The sequence below is a fragment of the Ensifer sp. Root278 genome (assembly GCF_001429285.1).
Classification (GTDB): domain Bacteria; phylum Pseudomonadota; class Alphaproteobacteria; order Rhizobiales; family Rhizobiaceae; genus Ensifer.
In genome coordinates this window covers 1-26,555 of record NZ_LMJJ01000012.1, presented here as the reverse complement: position 1 = coordinate 26,555, position 26,555 = coordinate 1, and the positions used below count along the sequence as shown (strand labels likewise).

20 protein-coding genes are annotated in these 26,555 nt (G+C 63.0%); 13 read left to right on the top strand and 7 right to left on the bottom strand.

Going from position 1 to position 26,555, the window contains the following annotated elements:
• Nucleotides 1-54: 54 nt before the first annotated feature.
• The 11 genes from feuP (at nt 55) to ASE60_RS11550 (ending at nt 14,216) form a co-directional block, all read left to right on the top strand.
• The gene (gene feuP, locus ASE60_RS11600; protein WP_034789361.1) at nt 55-726 is read left to right on the top strand and encodes a two-component system response regulator FeuP; all 672 of its coding nucleotides are present in this window, start codon (nt 55-57) and stop codon (nt 724-726) included.
• The gene (locus tag ASE60_RS11595) at nt 716-2,101 is read left to right on the top strand and encodes a HAMP domain-containing sensor histidine kinase (protein ID WP_057250392.1); all 1,386 of its coding nucleotides are present in this window, start codon (nt 716-718) and stop codon (nt 2,099-2,101) included. The genes feuP and ASE60_RS11595 overlap by 11 nt, the downstream gene beginning before the upstream one ends.
• Nucleotides 2,102-2,318: 217 nt before the next feature.
• The gene (locus ASE60_RS11590) at nt 2,319-2,762 is read left to right on the top strand and encodes a hypothetical protein (RefSeq protein ID WP_057250390.1); all 444 of its coding nucleotides are present in this window, start codon (nt 2,319-2,321) and stop codon (nt 2,760-2,762) included.
• 132 nt (nt 2,763-2,894) lie between these two features.
• Complete coding sequence (gene ccmI, locus ASE60_RS11585; protein WP_057250388.1) at nt 2,895-4,037, top strand: c-type cytochrome biogenesis protein CcmI; 1,143 nt, start codon at nt 2,895-2,897, stop codon at nt 4,035-4,037.
• Nucleotides 4,034-4,486, top strand: coding sequence for a cytochrome c maturation protein CcmE (ccmE, locus tag ASE60_RS11580; RefSeq protein ID WP_057250386.1), 453 nt, complete (start codon nt 4,034-4,036; stop codon nt 4,484-4,486). Before ccmI ends, ccmE begins: the two co-directional genes overlap by 4 nt.
• A complete protein-coding gene (locus ASE60_RS11575; protein WP_057250383.1) occupies nt 4,483-6,471 on the top strand; it encodes a heme lyase CcmF/NrfE family subunit in 1,989 nt (662 codons plus the stop codon). Before ccmE ends, ASE60_RS11575 begins: the two co-directional genes overlap by 4 nt.
• Nucleotides 6,468-6,923 (top strand): cytochrome c-type biogenesis protein, encoded by a 456-nt coding sequence (locus ASE60_RS11570; protein ID WP_057250381.1) that lies wholly within the window; start codon nt 6,468-6,470, stop codon nt 6,921-6,923. The genes ASE60_RS11575 and ASE60_RS11570 overlap by 4 nt, the downstream gene beginning before the upstream one ends.
• A 341-nt stretch (nt 6,924-7,264) precedes the next feature.
• The gene (locus ASE60_RS11565) at nt 7,265-8,824 is read left to right on the top strand and encodes a Do family serine endopeptidase (RefSeq protein WP_057250379.1); all 1,560 of its coding nucleotides are present in this window, start codon (nt 7,265-7,267) and stop codon (nt 8,822-8,824) included.
• Between the two features lie 251 nt (nt 8,825-9,075).
• On the top strand, nt 9,076-9,774 hold the full coding sequence (locus ASE60_RS11560) for a response regulator transcription factor (RefSeq protein WP_057250377.1): 699 nt from the start codon (nt 9,076-9,078) through the stop codon (nt 9,772-9,774).
• A complete protein-coding gene (locus ASE60_RS11555; protein WP_057250375.1) occupies nt 9,771-11,177 on the top strand; it encodes an ATP-binding protein in 1,407 nt (468 codons plus the stop codon). The genes ASE60_RS11560 and ASE60_RS11555 overlap by 4 nt, the downstream gene beginning before the upstream one ends.
• Nucleotides 11,178-11,261: 84 nt before the next feature.
• Nucleotides 11,262-14,216: a bifunctional [glutamine synthetase] adenylyltransferase/[glutamine synthetase]-adenylyl-L-tyrosine phosphorylase gene (locus ASE60_RS11550; protein ID WP_057250373.1), complete on the top strand. Its 2,955-nt coding sequence runs from the start codon at nt 11,262-11,264 to the stop codon at nt 14,214-14,216.
• A gap of 88 nt (nt 14,217-14,304) precedes the next feature.
• On the opposite strand, the gene ASE60_RS11545 is transcribed toward ASE60_RS11550, so the two are convergent.
• A complete protein-coding gene (locus ASE60_RS11545; protein WP_057250371.1) occupies nt 14,305-16,635 on the bottom strand; it encodes an ATP-binding protein in 2,331 nt (776 codons plus the stop codon).
• A 269-nt stretch (nt 16,636-16,904) separates the two neighbouring features.
• Entirely contained in the window at nt 16,905-19,553 is a 2,649-nt protein-coding gene (gene pepN / locus ASE60_RS11540; protein ID WP_057250368.1) for an aminopeptidase N, read from the bottom strand.
• Between the two features lie 429 nt (nt 19,554-19,982).
• Between pepN and ASE60_RS11535 the strand changes: the two genes are divergently transcribed.
• Nucleotides 19,983-20,921, top strand: coding sequence for a DMT family transporter (locus ASE60_RS11535; protein ID WP_057250367.1), 939 nt, complete (start codon nt 19,983-19,985; stop codon nt 20,919-20,921).
• Between the two features lie 34 nt (nt 20,922-20,955).
• On the opposite strand, the gene ASE60_RS11530 is transcribed toward ASE60_RS11535, so the two are convergent.
• The 5 genes from ASE60_RS11530 to ASE60_RS11520 form a co-directional block, all read right to left on the bottom strand.
• Nucleotides 20,956-22,248 (bottom strand): MFS transporter, encoded by a 1,293-nt coding sequence (locus ASE60_RS11530; protein WP_057250365.1) that lies wholly within the window; start codon nt 22,246-22,248, stop codon nt 20,956-20,958.
• A gap of 198 nt (nt 22,249-22,446) precedes the next feature.
• Entirely contained in the window at nt 22,447-22,602 is a 156-nt protein-coding gene (locus ASE60_RS35155; RefSeq protein ID WP_093232127.1) for a hypothetical protein, read from the bottom strand.
• 79 nt (nt 22,603-22,681) lie between these two features.
• Nucleotides 22,682-22,858 (bottom strand): hypothetical protein, encoded by a 177-nt coding sequence (locus tag ASE60_RS35150; protein WP_089043882.1) that lies wholly within the window; start codon nt 22,856-22,858, stop codon nt 22,682-22,684.
• Nucleotides 22,859-23,034: 176 nt separating this feature from the next.
• Entirely contained in the window at nt 23,035-23,934 is a 900-nt protein-coding gene (locus tag ASE60_RS11525) for a uracil-DNA glycosylase (RefSeq protein ID WP_057251075.1), read from the bottom strand.
• Nucleotides 23,935-24,022: 88 nt separating this feature from the next.
• Nucleotides 24,023-25,321: an Hsp70 family protein gene (locus ASE60_RS11520; protein ID WP_057250363.1), complete on the bottom strand. Its 1,299-nt coding sequence runs from the start codon at nt 25,319-25,321 to the stop codon at nt 24,023-24,025.
• Nucleotides 25,322-25,931: 610 nt separating this feature from the next.
• Between ASE60_RS11520 and ASE60_RS11515 the strand changes: the two genes are divergently transcribed.
• On the top strand, nt 25,932-26,555 hold a 624-nt coding region (locus ASE60_RS11515; protein WP_348272227.1), incomplete at its 3' end, for an NAD(P)/FAD-dependent oxidoreductase.

Genomic DNA, 26,555 nt, shown 5'->3' with positions numbered 1-26,555 from the left:
CTAGGATTTAGCGAAACAAGCAGCGGGGATGGCCGCGAGAGGAAGTAGAGGCGAATGCGCATTCTGATTGTCGAGGACGACGCCAACCTGAACCGGCAGCTCGCCGAAGTGCTGAAGGAGGCCGGCTATGTCGTCGATCAGGCCTATGACGGCGAGGAGGGGCACTATCTCGGCGACGCCGAGCCCTACGATGCCGTGATCCTCGATATCGGCCTGCCGGAGATGGATGGCATCACGGTTCTGGAGAAGTGGCGCGGCGATGGCAAGACCATGCCGGTGCTGATCCTGACGGCGCGCGATCGCTGGAGCGACAAGGTCGCGGGCATCGATGCCGGCGCCGACGACTATGTTGCCAAGCCCTTTCATGTCGAAGAGGTTCTCGCTCGCATCCGCGCCCTGATCCGTCGTGCTGCCGGCCATGCAAGCTCGGAGATCGTCTGCGGCCCGGTGCGCCTCGATACCAAGGGTTCCAAGGCAACCGTCGATGGCGTGGCCCTCAAGCTGACGTCGCACGAGTTCCGGCTGCTTTCCTATCTCATGCACCACATGGGCCAGGTCGTTTCGCGCACGGAACTGGTCGAGCATATGTACGACCAGGATTTTGACCGCGATTCCAATACGATCGAAGTGTTCATCGGCCGGCTGCGCAAGAAGATCGGTAACGACCTGATCGAAACGGTGCGCGGTCTCGGATACCGAATGCAAGCGCCGGGCAATGGCAATTAGATCGCTCACAGCCCGCGTATTGGCGGTTTCCACCGTCTGGGCGGTCGTCGCCCTGGTCGTGATCGGCGTGGTCATTTCCGAACTCTATCGGCAGGGCTCCGAGCGCGGCTTCAAGGACCTCTTGCGCGCGCAGCTTTTCAATGTCGTCAATTCGATTTCGGTCAACGAGAAGACGGTCCTCTCTGGAAGCCCGCAGCTCGGCGATCTCCGCTTTTCGCAGCCGCAGACCGGCTGGTACTGGATCGTCGATCCGATCGGCGAATTCGACACACCGCCCTTGATCTCGACGTCACTCGGCAACGGCAAGCTGCCGATCGCCAGCGTCGATGAGGTTCCGTTCGACACCGGCTACGTCCGGTTCTACACCACCAAGGATCCGTTCGGCAACGAGGTCGAGGTTTCCGAGACAGAGGTCGTGCTCGACATTCAAGGCCACACCGCGCGTTTTCGCGTGGCCGGAAACCGCGACGTGCTTGAAGCCGACATCAATCGCTTCACCCGCAACCTGACCATCGCGCTCTCCATCTTCGGTCTCGGCGGTCTCGGGGTGAACGCGCTGACCATCCTCTTCGGCCTGCGTCCGCTCGATCAAGTCCGTCGCTCGCTGGAGAAGATCCGCACCGGCGAAAGCGAGAGGCTCGATGGAGCCTTCCCGCGCGAAATCCAGCCGCTTGCCAACGAAGTCAACGCCTTGATCGACAGCAACCGCCGCATCGTCGAGCGTGCGCGCATGCAAGTCGGCAACCTCGCGCATTCCTTGAAGACCCCGATCGCCGTGCTCCTCAACGAGGCCCGCGTGCTGGATGCGTCGCACGGCGAACTGGTGCGCAGCCAAGTCGATGCGATGCAGATGCAGGTTCAGTCCTATCTCAGCCGCGCGCGGATCGCGGCGCAGCGGGAATCCGTCCTGGCGAGGACCGAGGCGCAGCCGGCGCTCGAACGCCTGGTTCGGGTGATGCGCAAGCTCAACCCGGAAAAGCAGGTCCATCTGTCAATCAACCCGCCGGGATTGGTGCTCGCGATGGAGTTGCAGGACGTCGAGGAAACCGTTGGCAACCTGCTTGAAAATGCCGCCCGCCACGCCCGTGGCGAGGTGTGGCTGAACGTCCGGCCGGCGCCGGTCGAGCTGCATGCGAAGGAACCCGGGAGGCAGTGGATCGTGCTCGACATCGATGATGACGGCCCGGGGCTCAATCCCGACCAGATTGCGCTGGCGATGAAGCGCGGCAAGCGGCTTGACGAAAGCAAGCCTGGAACCGGGCTCGGGCTTTCGATCGTCAGCGAGATCGTGCGGGAGTATCAAGGCACCATTACGCTGTCGCGACGGGACGAAGGGGGCTTGCGCGCGCAGCTCCTGTTGCCGGCCGCGGCCTAGTGCAAGATGAGGAAGGGCGTGCGCGGTTTCGTGATCTAGGTGTCACACCCGTGCTCGAAAATGTCACATCGGCAGGGCGCGCCGTTGCCTCGGCAGGCGGGGAATGCCAAAAGAAAATCAAGGACAAGTCGTCATTTGACCCGAATGCGTGGGGTTCTTGAATGCGGCTTCGGATAGGGATGATTGAGTGTCGCGGATCATGAGGAACCAGGCAGAAATGACACGGACTTTTGTCGTTGGCGGTAGGATCGTGGTGATCGCGTCGGCCGTGGCTCTTGCCGGTTGCGGCTCCACCTCGGGCGGCAAGGGTGCTGTCGCTGGCCTCGGTTCGACCGCGACCCGCGCTGTCTCCTCGACAACCTACATCGCTGCGCTTCAGGGCGGCGTGATCGGTCGCCTTGCCGATCTCGATATCGGTACGTCCGACCGCCAGCGGGCGCTTGAGGCGGAGTATCGCGCACTCGAGGCGGCACCGGGTGGCCAGCCTGTGACCTGGAACGGACGCGGCGTCAGCGGCTCCGTCGTTGCGGCCGCTCCCTATCAGGTCGGATCGCAGAATTGCCGCCAGTACAGCCATACCGTCACGGTCAAGACCCAGGCGAAGACGGCCCGGGGTGCCGCGTGCCGCAATCCCGACGGCAGCTGGACGCCGCTGACCTGAGCGCAGCTTCTCTGAGGCGTCCGAGCGTTGTCAGGGACGGGCTTGGCCGGCCGTTGCGGCGAAACGCCTCAAATCTCCGTCATGACGGGTTTTCGAGTTGGAATGGCATGGGCCTCATAGTATTGAGCGTCCATGTTGTTCTGGATCCTCGTCGCCACTTTGACGGCGGCCGTCGCCGCCGTGCTGATCCTCCCGCTGATGCGGGCAGGGGAAGCCCCATCGTCTCCCCACAGCCATGACATCGAGGTCTATCGCGACCAGCTCGACGAACTGAAGCGCGATCAGGACAGCGGTCTGATCGGCAGCGACGATGCCGAGCTTGCGCGCGCCGAAGTGGCGCGCCGACTGCTGGCAGCCGGCGACAGCGATCGCGCTGTGGCGACGGCCGTTTCGCCGCGGCGCGGGGCCAATCGTCTGGCCCAGGTATTCGTGCTCCTCTGTCTTCCCGCGGTTGGGCTCTGTCTTTATTTGCTGACCGGCAGCCCGGGCGTGCCGGCGCAGCCGCTTGCCGCTCGTCTTGCCGATCCCAACGGCGACATCAATGTCCTGATCGCCAAGGCAGAAAACCACCTTGCGGTGAACCCGAACGACGGCGCCGGTTGGGATCTGCTCGCACCGATCTACATGCGCAACGGCCGCATTGAGGAAGCGGTTGACGCCTATGACCGGGCGATCCGCTTGCTGGGGCCGACGCCGGCGCGTCTCGGCGGATACGCGGAGGCGCTCGTTGTGCAATCCGACGGCCTCGTGACGACGAAGGCGCAGGAGGCGCTCCGGCAGGCACTGACGCTCGACCCCAATGATCCGCGCTCGGAATTCTACCTTGCCCTCGGTCTCAAGCAGGAAGGCAAGAAGGAGGAGGCGCTGACTGCCTTCAACAGGCTGGTCGCGACGTCGCCTGCGGACGCGCCATGGCTGCCGCTGGTCAAGCAGCATGTGGCAGAGCTGACGGGCGCCGGCACCAGCAGCGCTGCCGCACCTGGCAATCCGAACGCCGAGGATGTCGCTGCCGCCGAGAGCATGAGCTCCGGCGATCGTCAGGAAATGATCCGCGGCATGGTCGAAAGCCTCGAAAGCCGCCTCAAGGAAAATCCAGATAACCTCGAAGGCTGGGCGCGACTGATCCGCTCCCATGTTGTCCTTGATCAACGAGACAAGGCCGCGGCAGCGCTAAAGGAGGGCCTGAAGACCTTCCCGGCCGATGGCGACGGGGGCAAACAGCTCCTGACGCTTGCTCGTGAACTCGGGATTGCGACCGATGGAGTGACGCAATGACGCGCAAACAAAAAAGACTGGCGATCATCGGCGGCGGCGTCGGCTTCCTGGTTCTCGCAGCCTTTCTTGTCATGTTCGCCTTCAGCCAGGCGATCGCCTATTTCTACGTGCCGAGCGATCTCGCCAAGGCGAACGTCTCTCCGGGTACGCGCATCCGCCTCGGCGGTGTGGTTGAAGGGGGGTCGGTGAAACGCGGCGACAGCAAGACGGTCACCTTTACCGTCACCGATACGCTTGCCGGCGTGCCGGTAACCTACACGGGCATCCTGCCCGACCTGTTCCGCGAAGGGCAGGGCGTGGTGACGGAGGGAGCCTTCGTTCAAGGGAGTTCCGTCTTCGTGGCGGATACGGTTCTCGCCAAGCATGACGAGACCTATATGCCGAAGGACGTCGCCGACCGCTTGAAGGCCCAGGGCGTTGAGCTCAGCGGGAAGGAAACCATTAAATGATCATCGAGCTCGGACACTACGCGCTGGTCCTGGCATTGGCGACCGCGGTCATCCAGGCCGCTTTGCCGATCCTCGGAGCACGGCTGAACGATCGCGGCTTGATGGAACTGGCGTCAAGCGCAGCGGTCGCCTGTTTTCTGCTGGTCGCTTTCGCTTTCGTTGTGCTCACCTTCGCCTATGTGACCTCGGACTTCTCGGTTCGCAACGTCTGGGAAAACTCCCATTCCCTGAAGCCGCTGATCTACAAGATCTCGGGTGTGTGGGGGAACCACGAGGGATCGATGCTGCTGTGGCTGCTGATCCTGACGTTCTTCTCGGCACTGGTCGCAGCCTTCGGGCGCAACCTGCCGGAAACGCTGAAGGCGAATGTGCTTGCGGTCCAGGCCTGGATCGCGATGGCCTTTGCGCTCTTCATTTTGCTGACGTCCAATCCGTTTGCGCGGTTGATCCCGGCGCCGGGTGAAGGCAAGGACCTGAACCCGATCCTCCAGGATGTCGGCCTCGCCATTCATCCGCCGCTGCTCTACCTCGGTTATGTCGGCTTCTCCGTCTGCTTCTCCTTCGCGATCGCGGCATTGATCGAGGGCCGCATCGATGCCGCCTGGGCGCGCTGGGTGCGCCCGTGGACGCTTGCCGCTTGGACGTTCCTTACTGCCGGCATTTCCATGGGCTCCTACTGGGCCTACTACGAGCTTGGCTGGGGCGGCTGGTGGTTCTGGGACCCGGTGGAAAACGCGTCCTTCATGCCCTGGCTCGCGGGCACGGCGCTGCTGCATTCGGCCCTGGTCATGGAGAAGCGCGAAGCGCTGAAGATCTGGACCGTGCTGCTCGCGATCATGACCTTCTCGCTGTCGCTGCTCGGCACCTTCCTCGTGCGTTCAGGCGTGCTGACCTCGGTTCATGCCTTCGCCACGGATCCGACCCGCGGCATCTTCATTCTCGCCATCCTCGTCTTCTTCATCGGCGGCGCCTTCACACTCTTCGCCTTGCGCGCCTCGCACCTGAAAGCCGGCGGCATCTTCGCGCCGATTTCGCGCGAGGGCGCGCTGGTCTTCAACAACCTGATCCTGACGACGGCGACCGCAACGGTTTTGACCGGCACGCTTTATCCGCTGGTGCTGGAGGCGCTCACCGGCGACAAGATCTCCGTCGGTCCGCCGTTCTTCAACATGACCTTCGGTCTCTTGATGCTGCCGCTGCTCTTCGCCGTGCCGTTCGGACCATTGCTCGCCTGGAAGCGCGGTGACCTCGTCGGCGTCGCCCAGCGGCTCTTCGCTGCGGTTGCGATCGGTCTCGTCTTCGGTACTGGCTACTATTACGCAATGAATGGCGGCCCGGTCCTGGCGGTCTTCGGCATCGCTCTTGGCGTCTATCTGATCGCCGGTTCCCTGACGGATCTCGCGTTGCGCTCCGGTCTCGGCAAGGTCGCGGGCAACGTTGCCTGGCGGCGCTTCACCGGCCTGCCGCGCTCCGCCTTCGGCACGGCGCTTGCCCATATCGGTCTCGGCGTCACCCTGATCGGCATCGTCGCCGTCACGGCGTTCGAAACCGAGACCGTGGTCGAGATGAAGCCCGGCATGACGGTCGATGCCGGTGACTACACCATGCGCTTCGATGGCATGCGCAACGGCAGCGGCCCGAACTACACCGAAGAATCCGGTCACTTTACCATCAGCCGCGGCGGCGCTGCCGTGTCCGAAGTCTGGTCGTCGAAGCGTCTTTATCAGGCGCGCCGCATGCCGACGACGGAGGCCGGCATCCGCACCTTCGGCCTCAGCCAGCTCTATGTTTCGCTCGGTGACCAGATCAGCGAAGGCGGTATCGTCGTGCGCATCTGGTGGAAGCCGATGATCCTCTGCATCTGGGGCGGGACCCTGTTCATGATAGCCGGTGGTTTCGTGTCCTTGAGCGACCGTCGCCTGCGCGTCGGCGCGCCGGCCCGGGCGAAGCGGCCGAAGACAGTACCAGTGGGAGCTGCCGAATGACCCGTCTGCTGCTGGCGCTTCTGCTGCTCCTCTCGCCTGTTGGCTCGGCCCTCGCGGTCAATCCGGACGAAGTGCTCGCCGATCCCGCGCTGGAAGCGCGGGCGCGGGCGATCTCGGCCGAGCTCCGCTGCATGGTCTGCCAGAACCAGTCGATCGACGATTCCAATGCGGAGCTTGCCAAGGACCTGCGGGTGCTTGTGCGCGAGCGCCTGGCCAATGGCGACAGCGATGAAGCGGTGATCGATTATGTCGTGTCCCGTTACGGCGAATTCGTGCTGCTGAAGCCGCGCTTCGAGACAAAGACGCTGATCCTGTGGGGCATGCCCGCGACCCTGCTGCTCGTCGGGGCGATCACCCTTGTCATTGCGGCCCGCCGGCGCGGCGCCCAGGCAAAGGGAACGCCGCTTTCCGAGGATGAAAAGGAAAAGCTGAAGAAGCTGCTTCAGCCCTGACGTCTGTCAAAAGCGACGTGGCGCAATTTGCCGCTTCGCGCTCCTCGTCTCCAGGCCAACATGTTGAAACCGTTGGGGATCTCTCCGGTTGGAGAGCGGAGCCATTTGTGATGGCCCACGCTTTGGAACGGGCTTGAGCAGTGTCCCTCTTCGCTGTCGCCGAACATTACCAAAAATTCATTTTCCGGACAGAACTCAGTAAGGTCCCATCCGTTACATCTTTCGTCATCGGCTAGACTTCCAGTCAGCCAAACGAGCCCGCCTCTCCCTGAAGGCGGACATCGCAACCAGGTTTCGATGCAGCCGCTGAGGCCGCATCAGGAAGAGAAAAGGCAAAACGGATGATTACGACCAAATCCCTGCGTCCCTCCCTCAAGACCGTTCTGAAGGCCTCGACGGTTGCCGGCCTTGCCGCCGTCATGCTGACCTCCGGCCTGCCGGCGCGCGTCTCCCAGTCCTTTGCGGAAGCGGTGAAGGTGGAAGCACCGTCGGTGCCGAGCTTTGCCAATGTCGTCGAGGCGGTTTCGCCGGCCGTCGTTTCGGTCCGCGTCCAGTCGCGCGTCAATCCGGTTTCCGAAGAGGGCAACAACTTCACCTTCGATTTCAACGGTCGCGGCTTCGACGACCTGCCGGATGATCACCCGCTGAAGCGCTTCTTCAAGGAATTCGGCCCGCGCGGCGATGACCGTGCCGAGCGCGGTGGCCCGGGTCGCCGTGGCCCGCATGGCGAAGGTCGCCTGCGTCCGACGTCCCAGGGTTCGGGCTTCTTCATCTCCGAAGACGGCTACCTGGTCACCAACAACCACGTCGTTTCCGACGGCGCGGCCTTCACCGTCATCCTCAATGACGGCACCGAACTTGATGCCAAGCTGATCGGCAAGGACAGCCGTACCGACCTCGCCGTGCTCAAGGTCGACGACAAGCGCAAGTTCACCTATGTCAGCTGGGCTGACGACAGCAAGGTCCGCGTCGGCGATTGGGTCGTCGCTGTCGGCAATCCGTTCGGCCTCGGCGGCACCGTGACCTCGGGCATCATCTCGGCCCGTGGCCGCGACATCGGCTCCGGCCCCTATGACGACTACCTGCAGGTCGACGCGGCCGTGAACCGCGGCAACTCGGGCGGCCCGACCTTCAATCTCTCCGGTGAAGTGGTCGGCATCAACACCGCAATCTTCTCGCCGTCGGGCGGCAACGTCGGTATCGCCTTTGCTATCCCCGCAGCTACCGCCAAGGACGTCGTCGCCGACCTGATCAAGGATGGTTCGGTTTCCCGCGGCTGGCTGGGCGTGCAGATCCAGCCGGTGACCAAGGACATCGCCGAATCGCTCGGCCTGGCTGAGGCAAGCGGCGCGCTCGTCGTCGAGCCGCAGGCCGGCTCTCCCGGTGAAAAGGCTGGCATCAAGAAGGGCGATGTTGTCACCGCTCTGAATGGCGACACGGTCAAGGATCCGCGTGATCTTGCCCGCAAGGTGGCCGCAATCCGCCCGGGCACGACCGTCGACCTCGCGCTGTGGCGCAACGGCAAGTCCGAAAGCGTGAAGCTGGAAATCGGTACCTTGCCGAAGGATGACAAGGAAGCAGCCAAGAGCCAGGACGACCAGTCCGAAGAAACACAGCCTTCGAGCGAACAGGCGCTGGCTGACCTCGGTGTCACCGTCGTGCCGTCCGACGACGGCAAGGGCGTCACCATCGCCTCGGTCGATGAGGACTCTGATGCCAGCGACCGTGGCCTGAAGACGGGCGAGAAGATCGTCTCCGTGAACAATCAGGAGGTGAAGTCTGCCGACGATATCCTCAAGGTCATCAACGCTGCCAAGAAGGACGGCCGCAGCAAGGCGCTCTTCCAGATAGAGGCCGAGAACGGTAGCCGCTTCGTGGCCCTTCCGATCGATCAGGGCTGATCGCGGCAGTCAAATGATTGACCGGAGCGCCGCGATTTCCAAGTGATTTCGCGGCGCTCGTCGTTTGGAGCGGGATGAAGAAGGTGTGTGCGGTTTTCCACCCGCATCTCGCTCTCACTTACGAAAATCGATCACGATGATTTTGGGTCCATCCGACCGATGCTTCCGCGATCGAGGGCATTCGCCAATCCGGTTGTCTGGCCGGTTGTCGGAAAGCCGAAACCGGTTGAGACAGATAGGGGTCCGGGACTATGGTCGCGCGTATGAAGATTCTCATCATTGAAGACGATCTCGAGGCGGCAGCCTATCTGGCGAAAGCCTTCCGTGAAGCAGGCATCGTTTCCGATCACGCCAGCGACGGCGAGAGCGGCCTCTTCATGGCCAGCGAGAACAGCTACGATGTTCTCGTGGTCGATCGCATGCTGCCGCGCCGCGATGGCCTGTCTGTGATCACCGAACTCAGGCGCAAGGATATCCACACGCCGGTGCTGATCCTCTCGGCGCTCGGGCAGGTCGACGACCGTGTCACGGGCCTGCGCGCCGGCGGCGACGATTATCTCCCAAAGCCCTATGCCTTCAACGAGCTGCTGGCGCGTGTCGAGGTGCTCGGCCGCCGCAAGGGTACGCCCGAGCAGGACATGGTCTACCGCGTCGGCGATCTCGAACTCGACCGCCTGTCGCATTCCGTGCGCCGCCAGGGCAAGGAGATCCCGCTGCAGCCGCGCGAGTTTCGCTTGCTCGAATATCTCATGAAGAACGCCGGCCAGGTCGTCACCCGCACCATGCTGCTGGAAAACGTCTGGGACTATCATTTCGACCCGCAGACCAACGTCATCGACGTGCATGTGTCGCGGCTGCGCTCGAAGATCGAGAAGGACTTCGATGTACCTCTGCTGCGCACCGTGCGCGGCGCCGGCTACATGATCAAGGATGACCGGGCCCCCGCATGAGCAAGCTTCGCGTTCTCTTCAGAACGACCGCGGTTCGGCTTTCCGCCCTCTACCTCATCCTCTTTTCGCTCTGTGCGGCCTTCCTCGTCTTCTATGTCACCGGCATGTCGGAGCGGTTGCTGCAGCAGCAGACCCGCGATGCCGTGACCGCGGAAGTGGCGCAGATCGAGCAGGTCTACAATCGCGCCGGCATGAACGGTCTTCTGCGCTCGCTTGAACGCCGCGCGCGTCAGCCGGGCGCAAATCTCTATGTCATTGCCGGGCCGAGCGGCGAGATTCTTGCCGGCAACGTCGCAAGCCTCGAACCGGGACTGCTTGATAGCGAAGGCTGGACCGAACGTCCCTTCGCCTATCAGCGCTATACGGACGAGACGAAGAAGGACAGCCATGTGGCGCTCGCCCACGTGCTGGTGCTCGACAATGGTCTGCGCATTCTCGTCGGTCGCGATCTGCAGGAGCCGCAGAAGTTTCGCGCGCTGGTGCGTCAGGCGCTGATGGTGGCGCTCGGCGTCATGGGGCTCGGCGCGCTCGTCATCTGGTTCGGCATCGGTCGCAATGCCCTGAAGCGGATCGACCGCATGTCGGAGGCGAGCACCAAGATCATGGCCGGCGATCTCTCGCAGCGCCTGCCGATGAGCGGCTCCGGCGACGAATTCGACCGGCTGTCGGAATCGCTGAATGCCATGCTCGGCCGCATCGAGAAGTTGAACGAAGGTCTGCGCCAGGTCTCCGATAACATCGCCCATGACTTGAAGACACCGCTGACGCGCCTGCGCAACAAGGCGGAAGCCGCACTTGCCCGCAAGGGAACCAGCCAGCGCGGCGCGCTCGAGGAGATCATTGGCGAGTCCGATCAACTGATCCGGACCTTTAATGCGCTCTTGATGATTTCGCGGGTCGAGGCCGGCTCGTCCGCGGCCGAGATGAGCGAGGTCGACCTTTCTGAGATCGTTTCCGATTGCGTCGAATTGTACGAGCCCGTTGCAGAGGATGTCGGCTTGAAACTCGAAGCCGAGGTTATCAAGAACGTCGGGATATCGGGCAACCGCGAACTGATCGGACAGGCCCTCGGCAACCTCATCGACAACGCCATCAAATATGCTGACGGTGCGGACAATCCGCTGATCAAGGTCTCTCTGGAAAAGCGCGATGGGTATGTGCTGCTGTCTGTCGCCGATCATGGCCCTGGCATACCTGCAGCAATGCATGACGAGGTGGTGAAGCGCTTCGTTCGCCTGGATGAGAGCCGGTCCAAGCCGGGCACGGGCCTCGGCCTGTCGCTGGTGGAGGCGGTCATGGAGACGCATCACGGCTCGCTGCGTCTTGCCGATACCGAGCCCGCGGCCGGCGACGGTGGCAAGGGTCTGACCGTGCAAATGGTTTTCCCGATGGCTGCAACCTGATAGACCGGTTCCCGGAGAAGAGGCGGTATGAGGAATGTGTGCGCGGTTGTTCCGCCACACCGGCTGCAGCGGAAGGGAGAGGGCATGCAGGAACAGGTGCAGCAGTGCTGGGAGATCGAGACGGCGCCGATCCGTCCTGCAACCCAGGCCGACGCCAAGGCGGCGCTCTCGGTGCTGAAGGACATGGCCAAGGGTCATGACCAGATCGCAAGCCTGCTCGCTTCGGAGAGCCCGTTCAAGACATTCGTCGTCTCGGCCTTTGCGCTGTCGCACTTCCTGCGCGACACCGGTGCCAGCCGCCCGGCCATTCTCGAAGAACTTCTGTCCACTGATCTTACGACCTTCCTGACAGAACGGGTGCGGCGCGCCCGCGACGCCTGGAAGCCGAACGAGGGTGGCGCTGCTTTGCCCGACACGGAGATCATGGCGCGGCTGCGGAGAGCCAAACGCGAGCTTGCCTTCGCCGTGGCGCTTGCTGACCTCTCCCGGCATTTCGACGGCCGCGAAACCACGCGCTGGCTAAGCGAATTTGCCGGTGCTGCCGTGTCGGCGACGATAGATCACCTGCTGCTGAGCGCGCACGAGAGCGGCAAGCTGATCGTCAAGGACGTCGCCTACCCGAGTGTCGGTTCCGGCGTCGTCGTGCTCGGCATGGGCAAGCTCGGCGCCTTCGAGCTCAACTACTCCTCCGACATCGACCTCGTCGTCTTCTACGATCCGCAATCCGGCATCATCGTCGATCGCGATGATGCCTCGGAAACCTTCGGCCGCCTGCTGCGCCGCCTGATCCGCATCCTGCAGGAGCGCAGCGGCGACGGCTATGTTTTCCGAACCGACCTGCGCCTGCGGCCGGACCCGGGCTCGACGCCGCTCGCGATCCCGGTCGAAGCGGCGATGCTCTATTACGAGAGCAGGGGGCAGAACTGGGAACGGGCCGCCTTCATCAAGGCGCGGCCGGTGGCCGGTGATATCGAGGGCGGCGAGCGCTTCCTGCGCGAGCTGGTCCCCTTCGTCTTCCGCAAGTATCTCGACTATGCGGCGATCGCCGACATTCATTCGATCAAGCGGCAGATCCATGCGCACAAGGGGCATGGCGAGATCGCGGTCAAGGGGCACAACATCAAGCTTGGCCGTGGCGGCATCCGCGAGATCGAGTTCTTCGTGCAGACGCAGCAGTTGATCGCCGGCGGCCGCATGCCGGAGCTGCGCCAGCGGGCGACCGAGCCGATGCTGCGGGTCCTCGTCAAGGCCGGCTGGATCGACGAGGAGACAGCCGACGAACTTGTCGAGGCCTATTGGTTCCTGCGTGATGTGGAGCACCGGATCCAGATGGTGCGCGACGAGCAGACCCATGTCCTGCCCGAGACCGAGGCAGAGCTGAAGCGTATCGCCTATATGCTCGGCTTCGAGGACACGGCCGCTTTCTCCAAGGCGCTGTCGCGCGTGCTGAAAACCGTCGAGCGCCGCTATGCCCAGCTTTTCGAGCAGGAGGCCAAGCTCTCGACCGAGACCGGCAACCTCGTCTTCACTGGCCAGCGCGACGACCCCGATACGCTGGAGACATTGCGAAAGCTCGGCTTCCAGCGGCCGTCGGACATCTCCCATACGATCCGCACCTGGCATTACGGCCGCTACCGTGCGACGCAATCGGTGGAAGCGCGCGAACGGCTGACCGAGCTGACGCCGGAGCTTCTGCGCGTCTTCGGCGAAAGCCGCCGGGCCGACGAAGCGTTGCTGCGGTTCGATAATTTCATTTCCGGCCTGCCGGCGGGCATCCAGCTCTTTTCGCTGCTCGGCAACAATCCGGGCCTACTGTCACTGATCGTCAACGTCATGTCGTCGGCGCCGCGGCTTGCCGAAATCATCGCCGCGCGTCCCCATGTTTTCGACGGCATGCTCGATCCGGGCCTGCTCGCCGAACTGCCGACCCGGGACTACCTCGCGCCGCGCATCGCCAATTTCGTCGGCGGCGCGCGGCACTATGAGGAGGTGCTCGACCGCCTGCGCATCATCGCTGCCGAGCAGCGCTTCCTGATCGGCATCCGGCTTTTGACCGGCGCCATATCGGGTGCCCAGGCGGGCCGCGCCTTTACCGATCTCGCCGACCTGATCATCGCCGCGGCGGTGAAGGCGGTGCAGGACGAAGTCCGCTCCGTGCACGGCGATTTCCCCGGCGGCCGCATCGCCGTTGTCGGTATGGGAAAGCTCGGCAGCCACGAGCTGACCGCGGGCTCGGACGTCGACCTGATCCTGCTCTATGACTACGATGAGGCGGCAACCGAGTCCGACGGCACCAAGCCGCTCGACCCGACGCGCTATTTCACGAGGGTGACGCAGCGCCTGATCGCGGCACTTTCCGCGCCGACCGCCGAAGGCATTCTCTACGAGGTCGACATGCGGCTTCGTCCGTCCGGCAACAAGGGGCCGGTCGCGACCAGGATCAACGCCTTCGCCAAATACCAGCGCGAAGAGGCCTGGACTTGGGAGCATCTGGCTCTGACCCGGGCGCGCTGCATCTGTGGCGACGACAAGCTGATTGCCGAGGCCAATGCGATCTTCGCCGAAATCCTCGGCCGCAAGCGCGATGTTGCCAAGGTGAGTGCCGACGTGATCTCCATGCGCGAGATGATCGATAGTGAGAAGCCGCCGAGCGACATTTGGGATTTCAAGCTGATCCCGGGCGGTCTCGTCGATATCGAATTTATCAGCCAGTACCTGGCGCTCGTCGCGCCGGCGAATGGCGTTCAGCCGCTGACTGCCGGCACCAATACCGGCGATGCGCTGAAGCTGCTCGGCGACGCCTTGATGAACCCAAACGATCTCGATGTCGCCCTGGAGGCGCTGCATCTCTTTACCGAGTTGTCGCAGATCGTGCGGCTGTGCATTGAGGGAGAGTTCGAGCCGAAGGAGGCGCCGGCCGGGCTGATCGATCTCGTCTGCCGGGCAGGGGACTATCCGGACCTGAAAACCTTGGAGGCAGACATCCGCCGCCTGTCGAAGGCGGTGCGGCGCGTTTTCCAATCGGTGGTTTCAGGCTGAGCGTCGTTCACTGACGCGTTAAATCATCGCGATCAATATGCTGAGCGGGATGCGAGCGGAAACCGTTCGCACTTCTCCTGATCCCGCTTCAGGCGCGGTCGGGGATTCTAACCGAGATGATGGTGCCGACGTTTTCCGTCGAGTGTATTTTCATGCTGCCGCCGTGCAGGCGGGTGAGTGAGCGCGAGATCGCGAGCCCGAGGCCCGATCCGCCCTTGCTCTTGGCGTATTGGCTCTGCACCTGTTCGAAAGGCTGGCCGATCTTCTGAAGGGCGTCGCGCGGAATGCCGATGCCGGAATCGGCGATCGTCAGTGTCACGGCGCCGGTCACCTTGCGCGCTCGAAGCGAAATGCGCCCGCCATTGTTGGTGAACTTGACGGCGTTCGAAAGCAGGTTGAGCAGCACCTGCTTCATGGCGCGTCGATCGGCGACCATGGTGAGGCCCGACGAGATCTGTTGCACCACACGGATGTTCTTCTGCTCCGCCGGGATTGTCGTGAAGCGCAGCGTCTCTTCAATCAACGGCGCCAGATCGATCCTCTCGCGGCTGATGCGCATGTGCCCGGCCTCGATCTTCGACATGTCCAGGATGTCGTTGATGACGTTCAAGAGGTGCTTGCCGCTCTCGTGGATGTCACGCGAGTATTCGTTGTATTTCTCCGAGCCGAGCGGCCCGAACATCTGGTTCTGCAGGATCTCCGAGAAGCCGAGGATGGCGTTGAGCGGCGTGCGCAGTTCATGCGACATGTTCGCCAGGAATTCCGACTTGGCGCGGTTCGCCGCTTCGGCGCGTTCCTTTTCCGCCTGGTAATTGGAGTTGGCGACCGAAAGCTCGGTCTTCTGCCGCTCCAGCGTCATGCGTGACGCCGAAAGGTCGCCGATCGTCGCCATCAGACGCCGCTCGGATTCGCGCAGGCGCACCTGGTGGCGTTTCAGAAGCGTGATGTCGGTGCCGACGGAAACGAGGCCGCCGTCGCGCGTGCGCCGCTCGTTGATCTGCAGCCAGCGTTCGTCGGCAAGTTGAACCTCGCTCGTCTGCGACTGGTTGCTACGGTCAGGATCGGCGATGCGCCGTTCGACCACGGGGCGTGCTGCCGCGGTTTGCACGGCAATGCGTTCGGTGCCCGGAACAAGCACGTGATCCGGCAGCTTGTAGGCTTCCTGGAAGTGGGTGTTGCACATGACCAGGCGGTCATGCTTGTCCCAAAGGACGAAGGCCTCAGACGTACATTCGATCGCGTCGGCGAGCCTCTGGTCCGCTTCGGCATAGCGCTGGGCAAGCCGGTGCTGCTCGGTGACGTCCATGGCGATGCCGATCAGATGCGCCCGCCCGGAAACGGTACGGATGATTTCCGCGCGGGCGCGTAGCCACACATAGTGGCCATCCGCATGTCGCATGCGGAAAACCTGGTCGATCTGGCGCGCGTCGCCGCGCGCGATGGTGCGTGCCACGCCGTAGATGCCGCGATCATCGGGATGCATCAGCCGCGCGGCGTCGCCGAAGGAGAGCACGCTGCTCTCGCCGGGCATGCCGAGCATCTCGTACATCGACCGCGACCAGAACAGCCGACGGTTGGCAAGGTCGAAATCCCAGAGGCCGCAACGGCCACGTGACAGCGCCGTCTCGACACGCAGGTTGGATTCGACAAAGACCGAATCCGCGTCGCGGGCCCGCTTGGCCTGAATGTAGTAGGCGTAAAGCACCATCAGCAGAATCGCCGAAATGCCCGCAAAGAGCGTAACGTTGAGTGACACCTCGTCGCGCCAGGTCGTTTCTAGCTGGGTGATCGGCGTCGCGGCCAGCACCACCCCGGCCGCATCGGGCAATTGCGCCAGTGCCACGATATGGTCGACACCGACGATCGGTGTCTTCATGACGCTGGAATGCTCGCCGAAATACTGCAGCGTCGCGATATCCGGCGCGACCGCCGCCAGCGTCCGGCCGATGAGCGGTCCGCCTTCCTGGGTGCTTGCGAAGATCCGGCCATCCTTCCGGACCGCAAGGATAAATGTGCCGGGATCGAGCATGCCGGTTGGCAGATACTGGCTGAAACGTTGTTCCGCGTCCGCGCGGCGGCCCTCGTCAAAAAGGGCTGCACCGTCCGTCTGGAAAGCCGCAACCGCGATGGCGGCCGCGAGCCCGACCGTCTGGCGCGAACTCTCTTCCATGCGGGCGTGCTCGTCCATGATGCTGGACATGCGCGAGACCGCGACGATGATCAGGAATGCGATGATGAGGATCGGGATGGAACGCTTGAGAACGGGCTCCGCGCTCGCCAGACGCCGCGAGGTCGGTCCGGCAAAGATCTTCGCCTGCGAGATAAACTCCTGCTCCAGGCGGCCGGCAAGCCCCGGAAACTTGAGTCGCAACCGCCCGTCGGCTGCGCTCGCCTGTCGCGCGTCCGCCATCTTTCCCAATCTGAAAACCCTCTGATGATTCGGCGCGCCGCTCGCCCGAATCTGACTCAATGAATCACAGGGCGATTCGCCTTGTCCAGAGGCGTTGGTAAAGATTTGTTAACCATTTCTTATCGTTGGGAAATAGTAGGCCGGGTCGCGTGAGCGGCCCGGCCCTAAACAAAATCAATGAGTTCCAGAGCGCAGTGCGTTCAGATGAACGCACAAAGGACGCTCCAGCACTTTGATTCTAGAGCAGTGATTCCACTTGAAGCCGGATGCTCTAGGACTCAGGCCTTGAGCATCCGCTCGACGATGTCGCCGACGTCGGCCGAAAGTTTCGACGCTCCGGCAATCTCCTTCAAGGCCTTGCGGGCATGACCGGCGCGCTTGTCCTCCAGCGAGCGCCAGGAACGCATCGAGGTGAGGATACGGGCCGCAAGCTGCGGGTTGCGCGGGTCGATGTCGAGGATCTGGCGCGCGAGGAAGCGGTAGCCCTCACCATCGGCGCGATTGAAGCCGGTCGGGTTGGCGAAGGCATAGGTGCCCACCAGCGAGCGCACGCGGTTGGGATTGTTGCCATTGAACAGGGGCTCGGCCATCAGCGCCTTGACGCGATCGAGCGTTGCGGCGCCGGGGATCGTCGCCTGGACGGCGAACCACTTGTCGATGACGAGTGCGTTGTCGGCAAAACGCTTGCGGAACGTCGCAAGCGCTTCCGAGGTCTCGGCGGCATCCGGAAAGCGGTGCGCGAGCAGCGCCAGCGCATGGCTGAGATCGGTCATGTTGTTGGCGGCGGCAAAGGCCTTGGCGGCGCGCTCCGGCCCTTCATCGCCCTGGACGAGGTAGGTGAGGGCGCTGTTGCGCAGCGCCCGCCGGCCTGCACTCGCAGCATCCGGGCTGAACGCGCCTGACGAAACGAGGTCTTCGGCCAACTTGAGGAAGGTGTTGCGTCCGGCAGCGGCAACGGCCACCAGGATCTGCTGACGTGCGGCGTGGATCGCGTCGGGATCGTTGTTCGTGCCGATCTCGCGGGCGATATCGGATTCGCTCGGCAGCGCCAGCGCCTGCGAGCGGAAGGCGGGCTCCAGCGTGTCATCCGCGGCCGCACGGACCAGGCCGTCGATGAGCGCCGTGTCGCAAACGACCGGCTTTCCGGCGCGGACATTCGCCGTGGCCTCGACCAGGTTGCTGAGCGCAATGGCGTTGAGCGCCTGCCAGCGGGCGAAGAGGTCGCTTTCGTGATGCGCGATTAGTGCGAGGTCCTCGGCGCTCTGCTCGATATGCAGATTGATCGGCGCGGAGAAGCCGCGGTTGAACGACGGCACCGGGCGCGACGGGATGCCGGAGAAAACCACCGTCTGCTTGCGCTCCGTGAGGTGCAGGACGTCGCCGGTCAAGTCGGCGCCGGAGACCGAGGAGAGGTCGACTTCGCTGCCGCCTTCAAGCAGCAGACCCATGCGCAGCGGAATATGCATCGCCTCCTTGGCGCCCTGTCCTGGCGTCGCTGGCACGGTCTGCTCGAGCGACAAGGTGAAGGTCTGCTTGGCCGCGTCATAGGCGCCAGAAGCGGTGACCAGCGGCGTTCCGGCCTGGTGGTACCAGAGCGCGAATTGGCGGAGATCTCGGCCGCTTGCCTCTTCGAAGCAGGCGACGAAATCTTCGATCGTGACGGCCTGGCCGTCGTGCCGGTCGAAATAGAGGTCCATGCCCTTCTTGAACAGATCGCGGCCGAGGATCGTCGCGATCATGCGGGTGACTTCCGAGCCCTTTTCGTAGACGGTCGTCGTATAGAAGTTGTTGATTTCGCGATACTTCGTCGGCCGCACCGGATGGGCCAGCGGGCCGGCGTCCTCGGGAAACTGCTCCGACTTCAGGTGCCGCACCTCGGCAATGCGCTTGACCGCACGCGAGCGCATGTCGGCGGAAAATTCGTGGTCGCGGTAAACCGTCAGGCCTTCCTTGAGGCACAGCTGGAACCAGTCGCGGCAGGTGATGCGGTTGCCGGTCCAGTTGTGGAAGTATTCGTGCGCGATGATCGCCTCGATATTGGCGTAGTCCGCATCGGTCGCCGTTTCCGGATCGGCGAGCACGTATTTGTCGTTGAAGACGTTGAGACCCTTGTTCTCCATCGCCCCCATGTTGAAGTCGGAGACGGCGACGATCATGAAGATGTCGAGGTCGTATTCACGGCCGAAGGCATCTTCGTCCCACTTCATCGAGCGCTTGAGCGCGTCCATGGCGTAGGAGGCGCGTGGCTCCTTGCCGTGCTCGACATAGATCTTCAGCGCGACTTCGCGGCCGGACATCGTCGTGAACGTATCCTCGACGACGCCGAGATCGCCGGCGACGAGCGCGAAGAGGTAGCTCGGCTTCGGATGCGGGTCGAACCAGGCGGCGAAATGGCGGCCGTCGCCCATGTCGGCGCCGCCGAGATAGTTGCCGTTGGACAGCAGGAGGGGAGCGGACGCCTTGTCGGCGATGATGTTGACCGTGTAGACGGCAAGCACATCCGGACGATCGGGGACATAGGTGATGCGGCGGAAGCCTTCGGCCTCGCACTGGGTGCTGTAGATGCCGTTGGTGCGGTAAAGCCCCATCAGTTGCGTGTTCGTATCAGGCGAAAGCAGCGTGGTGATGGTGATTTCGAAGGGTGCGGTTTCCGGTAGGCCGCGGATGGTCAGCGTATCGTCGGCAACGTCGTAGAGGGCGGTTGCGAGCTCTTCCTGGTCCAGCAGCAGGCCGGTCATCTTCAACTCGTCACCGTCGAGCAACAGAGGCGCCGATGCGTCGACGCCTTCGCGACGATGGAAGATCAATCGGGCTTCGACCTTGGTTTCCTTCGGGTCTAGCTCGAAGGTCAGATCCACTCTCTCCAGAACGAAGTCGGTCGGCCGATAGTCTTCCAGATGAATAATCTGGCCAGTATTTGTCCGCATGGTCAGTCCCGCTTGCGCCGTTCTACTGGAGAATTTGTAGTGGGCGCCTGTGATGGTGAAAAGGCCAAGGGGCGAAAAGTCGGATAATGCCACACGATTGTGATGCCGGCGACCGCACTTTCGACAGAAAAGGCATGGCTTCCCGAAGGTCTTCCCGCTCCCTTATCGGATTGACGTGTACCGAAGTGGGACTAACAAGACATGAATTGGAAAGGTTTTTTTCGCGGCAGCTAAAGAAAAGCTCGACGTCGTTTTGCCGAACGGCAATCGATCAAGAAAAAACGTCATTCATCACGAAGTTTGATCCGACTTTCTTGCCGAGCGTCGCTAAGGTGACGAAGTCCTATGGCGGTTTCTCCGCCTAAAAATCTCCAAACCAGCCCTCGTGTCTGCTGATCGCCGGCGGAGGCTGTTCGAAAAGTGCCCTCAATGGATGCGGAAGTCGAAAGCCCGATGAAGGGGATCCTGCTCAAGGTCCTTTCCGTCGTCATTTTCGTTTGCATGTCGACGTTGATCAAGGCCGCCGGAAACGAGATGGCCACCGGCCAGATCACCTTCTACCGCTCGGCCTTCGCCATGGTGCCCATTCTCGGCTATCTCGCCTTCCGCGGACAGTTGCGCGATGCTTTCAAGACAGAGGATTTCACCGGCCATATCGCCCGCGGCTTCGTCGGCATTCTCGCAATGAGCTTCGGCTTCTACGGCCTCGTGCATCTGCCGCTGCCCGAAGCGATCGCCATCGGCTACGCCATGCCGCTGATCGCCGTCGCCTTCGCGGCACTTTTCCTTGGCGAGACGGTGCGGCTTTATCGCTGGTCGGCGGTGGTCATCGGGCTGGTCGGCGTGATGATCATCACGTGGCCGCGGCTGACCCTTTTCCGCGAAGGCGGCTTCGGTTCGCTGGAGGCGCTGGGCGCCGCAGCGGTGCTGGTTTCGGCGGCTCTCGGCGCGGTGGCAATGGTGCTGGTGCGAAAGCTCGTCAAGAACGAGCGGACCCATACGATCGTGCTCTACTTCTCGCTGTCGGCCTCGGTCTTCTCGCTGGCGACGCTGCCCTTCGGCTGGCCGTCGATCTCGCGCGAAGCCTTCCTGCTGCTTATGGTCGCCGGCTTCTGCGGCGGCGTCGCGCAGATCCTTTTGACTGAGAGCTATCGTCATGCCGACATGTCGACGATCGCGCCGTTCGAATACACGTCGATCGTGCTCGGCTTGATCATCGGTTATTTTCTGTTCGACGATGTTCCGACGGCCACCATGCTGATCGGCACCGCCATCGTCGTCGGGGCCGGCATCTTCATCATCTTCCGCGAACATCGGCTCGGGCTGGAGCGCAGGGGCGCCCGCAAGCACGTGACGCCACAGGGCTGAGGACGAAGCGCGAGTTCGCTTCTGTCGGTGGCCTTTATGAGCGCGGCTTATCCCAGGCAGGAACCGTGTCGTCATCGATCAGCGGTTCCTGCGCCATCTGCTGGGCGATGGGGCTCGTCACGTCAGGTCCGGGTGTCGGCATGACGCTCGTTGCCTGGAAATCGGTCTTGGCGACCAGGCCCTTGTGCTGCTCGCGCTGCAGGATGCGCCAGGCGGCGTAGCCGCCATAGAGGGCGAAATAGACAGCGAGAACGAGGAACAGCGCCGCCGGGCCGAAGCGATCCATGACCGGACCGACCATCAGAGGACCGGAGATCGTGCCGAGCCCATAGGTGATCATTAGGCCGGACGATGTCTCGACATATTCTTTGGGTTTGGCGAGGTCGTTCGCATGCGCGACGTTGAGCGCATAGATCGGAAACAGAACCGACCCGACGAGAGCGGCGACCAGGTAGAGCACAGCCGGTGAACTGCCGATTGCTGCCGACATCGCCAGGCAGGAGACGACGCCGACGACGCCGCAGCCGATCATGACGATACGCCGGTCGATCTTGTCGGAGAGGCGGCCGATGGGGATCTGCGAGATCGCGCTGCCGGTCAAAAGCGAGGCGAGCAGGGTTGCACCTTCGGCCGTGGAAAGACCGATCTTCTGGGTGAAGACGCCGCCGAGATTGAGCCAGGCGCCGGAGAGCGCACCGGCCAGAAAGCCACCGACGACGGCGACCGGCGAGCGGCGGAAGAGCGTCGGGATGTCGAACTTGGCCTGCGCGGGCGGTGCGGGCATCGGCGAGGAGGAGAGGGCCGTCGGCAGGAGGGCGAGGGAAAACAGCACGGCGCAGAGCATGAACAGGGATGTGTTCGTCGGGTCGCCGAGCGGCACCATATATTGTCCGCCGATCGTGCCGACCATCGTCGTGATCAGGTAGAGCGAAAACAGCAGCCCGCGGTTTTCGTTGGTGACGCGCTCGTTGAGCCAGCTTTCGATGACGAGGTAGCTTCCGGAAATCGCAAAGCCCGATATGGCGCGAAACGCGATCCAGGCGCGCCAGTCGACAATGAGGCCGCAGAGCAGAATTGCGATCGACAGCAGCGTGATCAGTGCCGTGAAGACGCGCACATGGCCGACGCGCAACACGAATTTGGGCGTGACGACGCAGGAGAGCGTGAAGCCGACCGTGTAGCCGGTGGCGATGATCGAAACCGTCAGCGTCGACCAGTCCTCGGCGACCGAGCGCACCGGGATGACATAGCTCTGAAGGCCGAAGGCGACCATCATGAGCAGGGTCGACACCATCAGGCTGAGGACGGAAGCGAGGCTGGCCAGCATCGGCGCTCCTGAAAACAAGGCGCCCCTCCATCGACGGCGACGGCAGGCAAGCGCAGGTGGAGCGAGGACGGTCTGGCGGATACCGGACGAGCCCGACACTCCAAGGTCAAAGCGAGTGTGGCTCTATCCAGTTTTTCAGGCGCTGTCGATTGCGACAGGCGATGGCAAAAAGGCGTTAGGCCTCTTTGCCGGCAGCGATCAGTTCGGCAGCAGCGGGCTCACGGCCACGCGATGGGCGCGGCGTGCATCCTTCTTGGTGCTGAGAATGGTGTATTCGCGCGAGGCACGCACGGCAGTACCGATGTCGGAGATCGAATCGAACAGGACCTTGAGGCTAACGATGGGCTTGGTCATGGTTGCGTTCCTTTCTTCGTCGTCGGCCAATCATGGCGACTTGTGCACGCGATACGCGCTCAAGCGTATCGCGTGGGGATCAGCGCTGAATGAAATCGGCGAAAATCTGCGCTGGACGGGTGGTCCGGGCAAGGCCGATCGCGGTCATCTGCTCGTTGGCTGCCGTGCCGAAGCGGTTGAACGGCGTCCGGTAAGCAGCGCCGGTGTGGCGGAGCGTCTCAAAGCTGCTGTGGATCGGACGAAAGCGGGCAGTCATGGCTCAATTCCTTATTCCATTCCTCCCGTGCCAGTATATTGCGCTGCAACATCTCATTTTGCAATGCGTCATAATGCGCCGCTGATATGCGCAAACCGCATGGCTTTCTTCATTCTTTGTTCATAAAGCGGGCAGGCAGGTTGGCGCCGCATGGGCGCACCGTAATTCGGCGAGAATCAGCCTTGGACCCGGGCCTTGAAGGCAAGCAGGTCCTGCCAGGCGAAGCGCTTGTTGACGGGCGCCGTCATCAGATCCTGCGGGTGCAACGTTGCGAGCGTCGGCACCGTGATGCCGCCGATCGAAAGCTCCCGCCATTCGCCACGAAGCTGGTGGATCGTGTCGTTGCCGCCGAAGAAGAAGCGGGCGGTGAAATTGCCGAGCAAAAGCAGATGTTTGGGCTCGGCAAGGGCGATTTGCCGTTCGATGAAGGGACGGCAGATGTCGGCTTCGCGCGCCGTCGGCACGCGGTTGCCCGGCGGGCGCCAGGGCACGACGTTGCTGAGCAGTACGCTTTCGCGCGCCAAGCCGATGCCGGCGAGCATGCGGGTCAGCATCTCGCCGAGCCGGCCTGCGAACGGCTGGCCGTCGCGATCGCAGTCGGCATAGGGCATCGGGCCGACGATCATGATGCCGCTTGCCGGGTCGCCCTCGGCAAAGACGAGGTTGCGGGCGCTGTTCCGGAGATTGCAGCCGGCAAAACCCTCCATCGCAACCCTGAGCTCGACGAGCGATCGGGCTGATTCGGCGGCAAAGCGCGCCTCTTCGATCGCCTGCGCATCGGGAATGGCAACAGCAGGGGCGCTCGCGGCTGGAGCCGGTGCACGGCTTTCGCGGGATGGAGCGGAGGCGGGGGCCGCCGCTGCCGCTGTCTGGCGCGCCGGCGCTTGCGAAGCGGCCGTCTCCGCACGGCTGTTGGCCGCCGGCGCGCGCGCGTTGCCGCGCGCCGCCTTCATTGCCTCGAACTCGGCGAAGCGGTCGACCGGCTCCTCTTCCAGCAGCCATTCGACGCCCGCATCCGCATGGAAGGCGAGGAGGGCGGCAAGCTGCGCCGGAGAGAGATCGTGGGCGGAAATCATGGCCGCCAACCTAACCCATAAGCCGTCGGACCGGAACCGCTTTTCCGGCCCACGGCATGCCTATCCAAGGTCATCGATGACGTCCGGCTTACGCCGCATTGGCCGTCCAATGGGCAATGTCCTCGTGCTCGCCGATCAACGCCAGGCCGTGGGCGATCGACAGCAGTTCGCCGCCGCTTTCGATACGGTCGGCCTCGAAGCGCCGCTCGAAGATGCCGCGCACCGCTGGAACGAAAGACGTGCCGCCGGTCAAGAACACCTTGTCGATCGACCCGGGCGCCGTTGCGGTCGACTGCAGCACGTCGTCGAGTGCGCCCTCGATGCGGGCCAGTTCCGGCGCGATCCAGCCTTCGAAGTCGCTGCGGCGAACGGTGCGGCGCGACATTTCGCCGAGCGGGGCGAAATAGAATTCGGTCTCGTCTTCCTGCGACAGCCGCATCTTCGTCGCCGAAATCGCGTTGTAGAGCGGATAGCCCTCGTCATGTTCGATCAGGTCGACGAAGGCTTCGAGCTTTTCCGGCTCGAGGCTCTGGCGCACGAGCTTTTTCAGATCCGTGAAATCTTTCAACGTCTTGAAGATGGACAGCTGATTCCAGCGGCCGAAATTCGCATAGTAATTCGACGGCACTTCAAGCAGCTTGTCGAAGCTCTTGAAGAGACTCCCCTTTCCAATCAGCGGCGAGACGACGTTGTCGATGATGCGGAAGTCGAAATGGTCGCCGGCAATGCCCACACCCGAATGACCGATCGGGGTTGCGGTCAGCCGCCCTGCCTTGGTCTCAAAGCGGATCAGCGAATAGTCGGTGGTGCCGCCGCCGAAATCGGCGACCAGGACCGTTGCATCCTGCTTCAGGTTCTGCGCGAAGTAGAAGGCCGCCGCCACCGGCTCGTAGACGTAGTGCACCTCCGGGAAGCCGAATTCCGAGAGGGCTGCGCCATAGCGTTCAAGCGCGAGCGCCGGATCAGGGCTGGAGCCGGCGAAATGCACCGGTCGGCCGACGACGATGCGGCTATACTGATCCGTCCAGCTGTCGCCTGCATAGTCGCGCAGCTTGTTCAGGAACACCCGCATCAGATCCTCGAAGCTGTGGCGCTTGGCAAAGACCTGCGTGCCCTGGAAGAGGGGGCTTGCGGCAAAGGTTTTGATCGATTGCAGGAAACGACAGTCGCCCGGATTGTCGATGAAGGCGCGGATCGCCGCCTGGCCGGCTTCGACCTTCAGTGCCTGGGCGCCAAGGTTGGCGTCCTTCATGAAGGAAAGCGCGGTGCGCATGGCGTCGGTCGTGCCGGCGAGACTGTCGAACTGCATCGAGTGGGTGGTATCGCCGGCGGCAACGGCAAGCACGGAATTGGTGGTGCCGAAGTCGAAGCCCAGTGCCTTGGCCATATGGTGGTCTCCTTGCGTCTGGCGTCGCTCCGCCGCCCGGAGCAAGCCGGCGGCGCGCAACGCAACATGTAATTTTGTCGGGCCGTCTCCGCATGTTCGGGCGGCCGGCCCCGAAGTCGGCAAAAGACACGTCGTCCGGGCGCCAGAGGGGCGCCGAGTCGAGTGCCGTTTGCGAATGGGATATGCCGGCGCGGACCGCCGGAAGAGTGCGGCGGCCTCGTGGCATGGCTCTTCGGCAAAAGCAAGGCCGAATGGCTCATAGCGTCGGCACGCGACAAAATGATGTATTTACGTTTACGTACACGTCATATAACATTTGCCCTAAACTCATGACCTCATGCGCAAAAGCGGGCATCGTCTGTCGCATCCCGGCTCGACAAGCCAAACTGCATTTGCCATGACGGAATGATATGTCCTGGGAACTGAACCGGCAGAAGACCGGTGAGACTGGAGAGACGGTATGACCGAGCAAGATCTGCCCGAACGCGAGAGCATGGAGTTCGACGTTGTCATCGTCGGGGCGGGGCCTGCCGGTCTTGCGGCGGCGATCCGGCTGAAGCAGGTCAATCCGGAGCTTTCGGTCGTCGTCGATCTGCCCGAACGCGAGAGCATGGAGTTCGACGTTGTCATCGTCGGGGCGGGGCCTGCCGGTCTTGCGGCGGCGATCCGGCTGAAGCAGGTCAATCCGGAGCTTTCGGTCGTCGTSYTKGARAAGGGCGCCGAAGTCGGCGCGCATATCCTCTCGGGCGCCGTCGTCGATCCGATCGGCATCGACCGGTTGCTGCCGGGCTGGCGCGACGAGGCGGATCATCCGTTCAAGACCGAGGTCACGGACGACCACTTCCTGTTCTTGGGCCCGGCCGGCTCAATCCGCTTGCCGAATTTCATGATGCCGCCGCTGATGAACAATCACGGCAACTATATCGTCTCGCTYGGSMWYGTCTGTCGCTGGCTGGCAAGCCATGCGGAAGCCCTGGGTGTCGAGATCTATCCGGGCTTTGCCGCGACCGAAGTGCTCTATAACGACGAAGGTGCCGTCATCGGCGTTGCCACCGGCGACATGGGCGTCGAGCGCAACGGCGAACCGGGACCGAACTTCGCCCGTGGCATGGCGCTCTTGGGCAAATATACGCTGATCGGCGAGGGCGTGCGCGGTTCGCTCGCCAAGCAGCTGATTGCGAAATTCGATCTCTCCAGGGATCGCGACGTCCAGAAATTCGGCATCGGCCTGAAG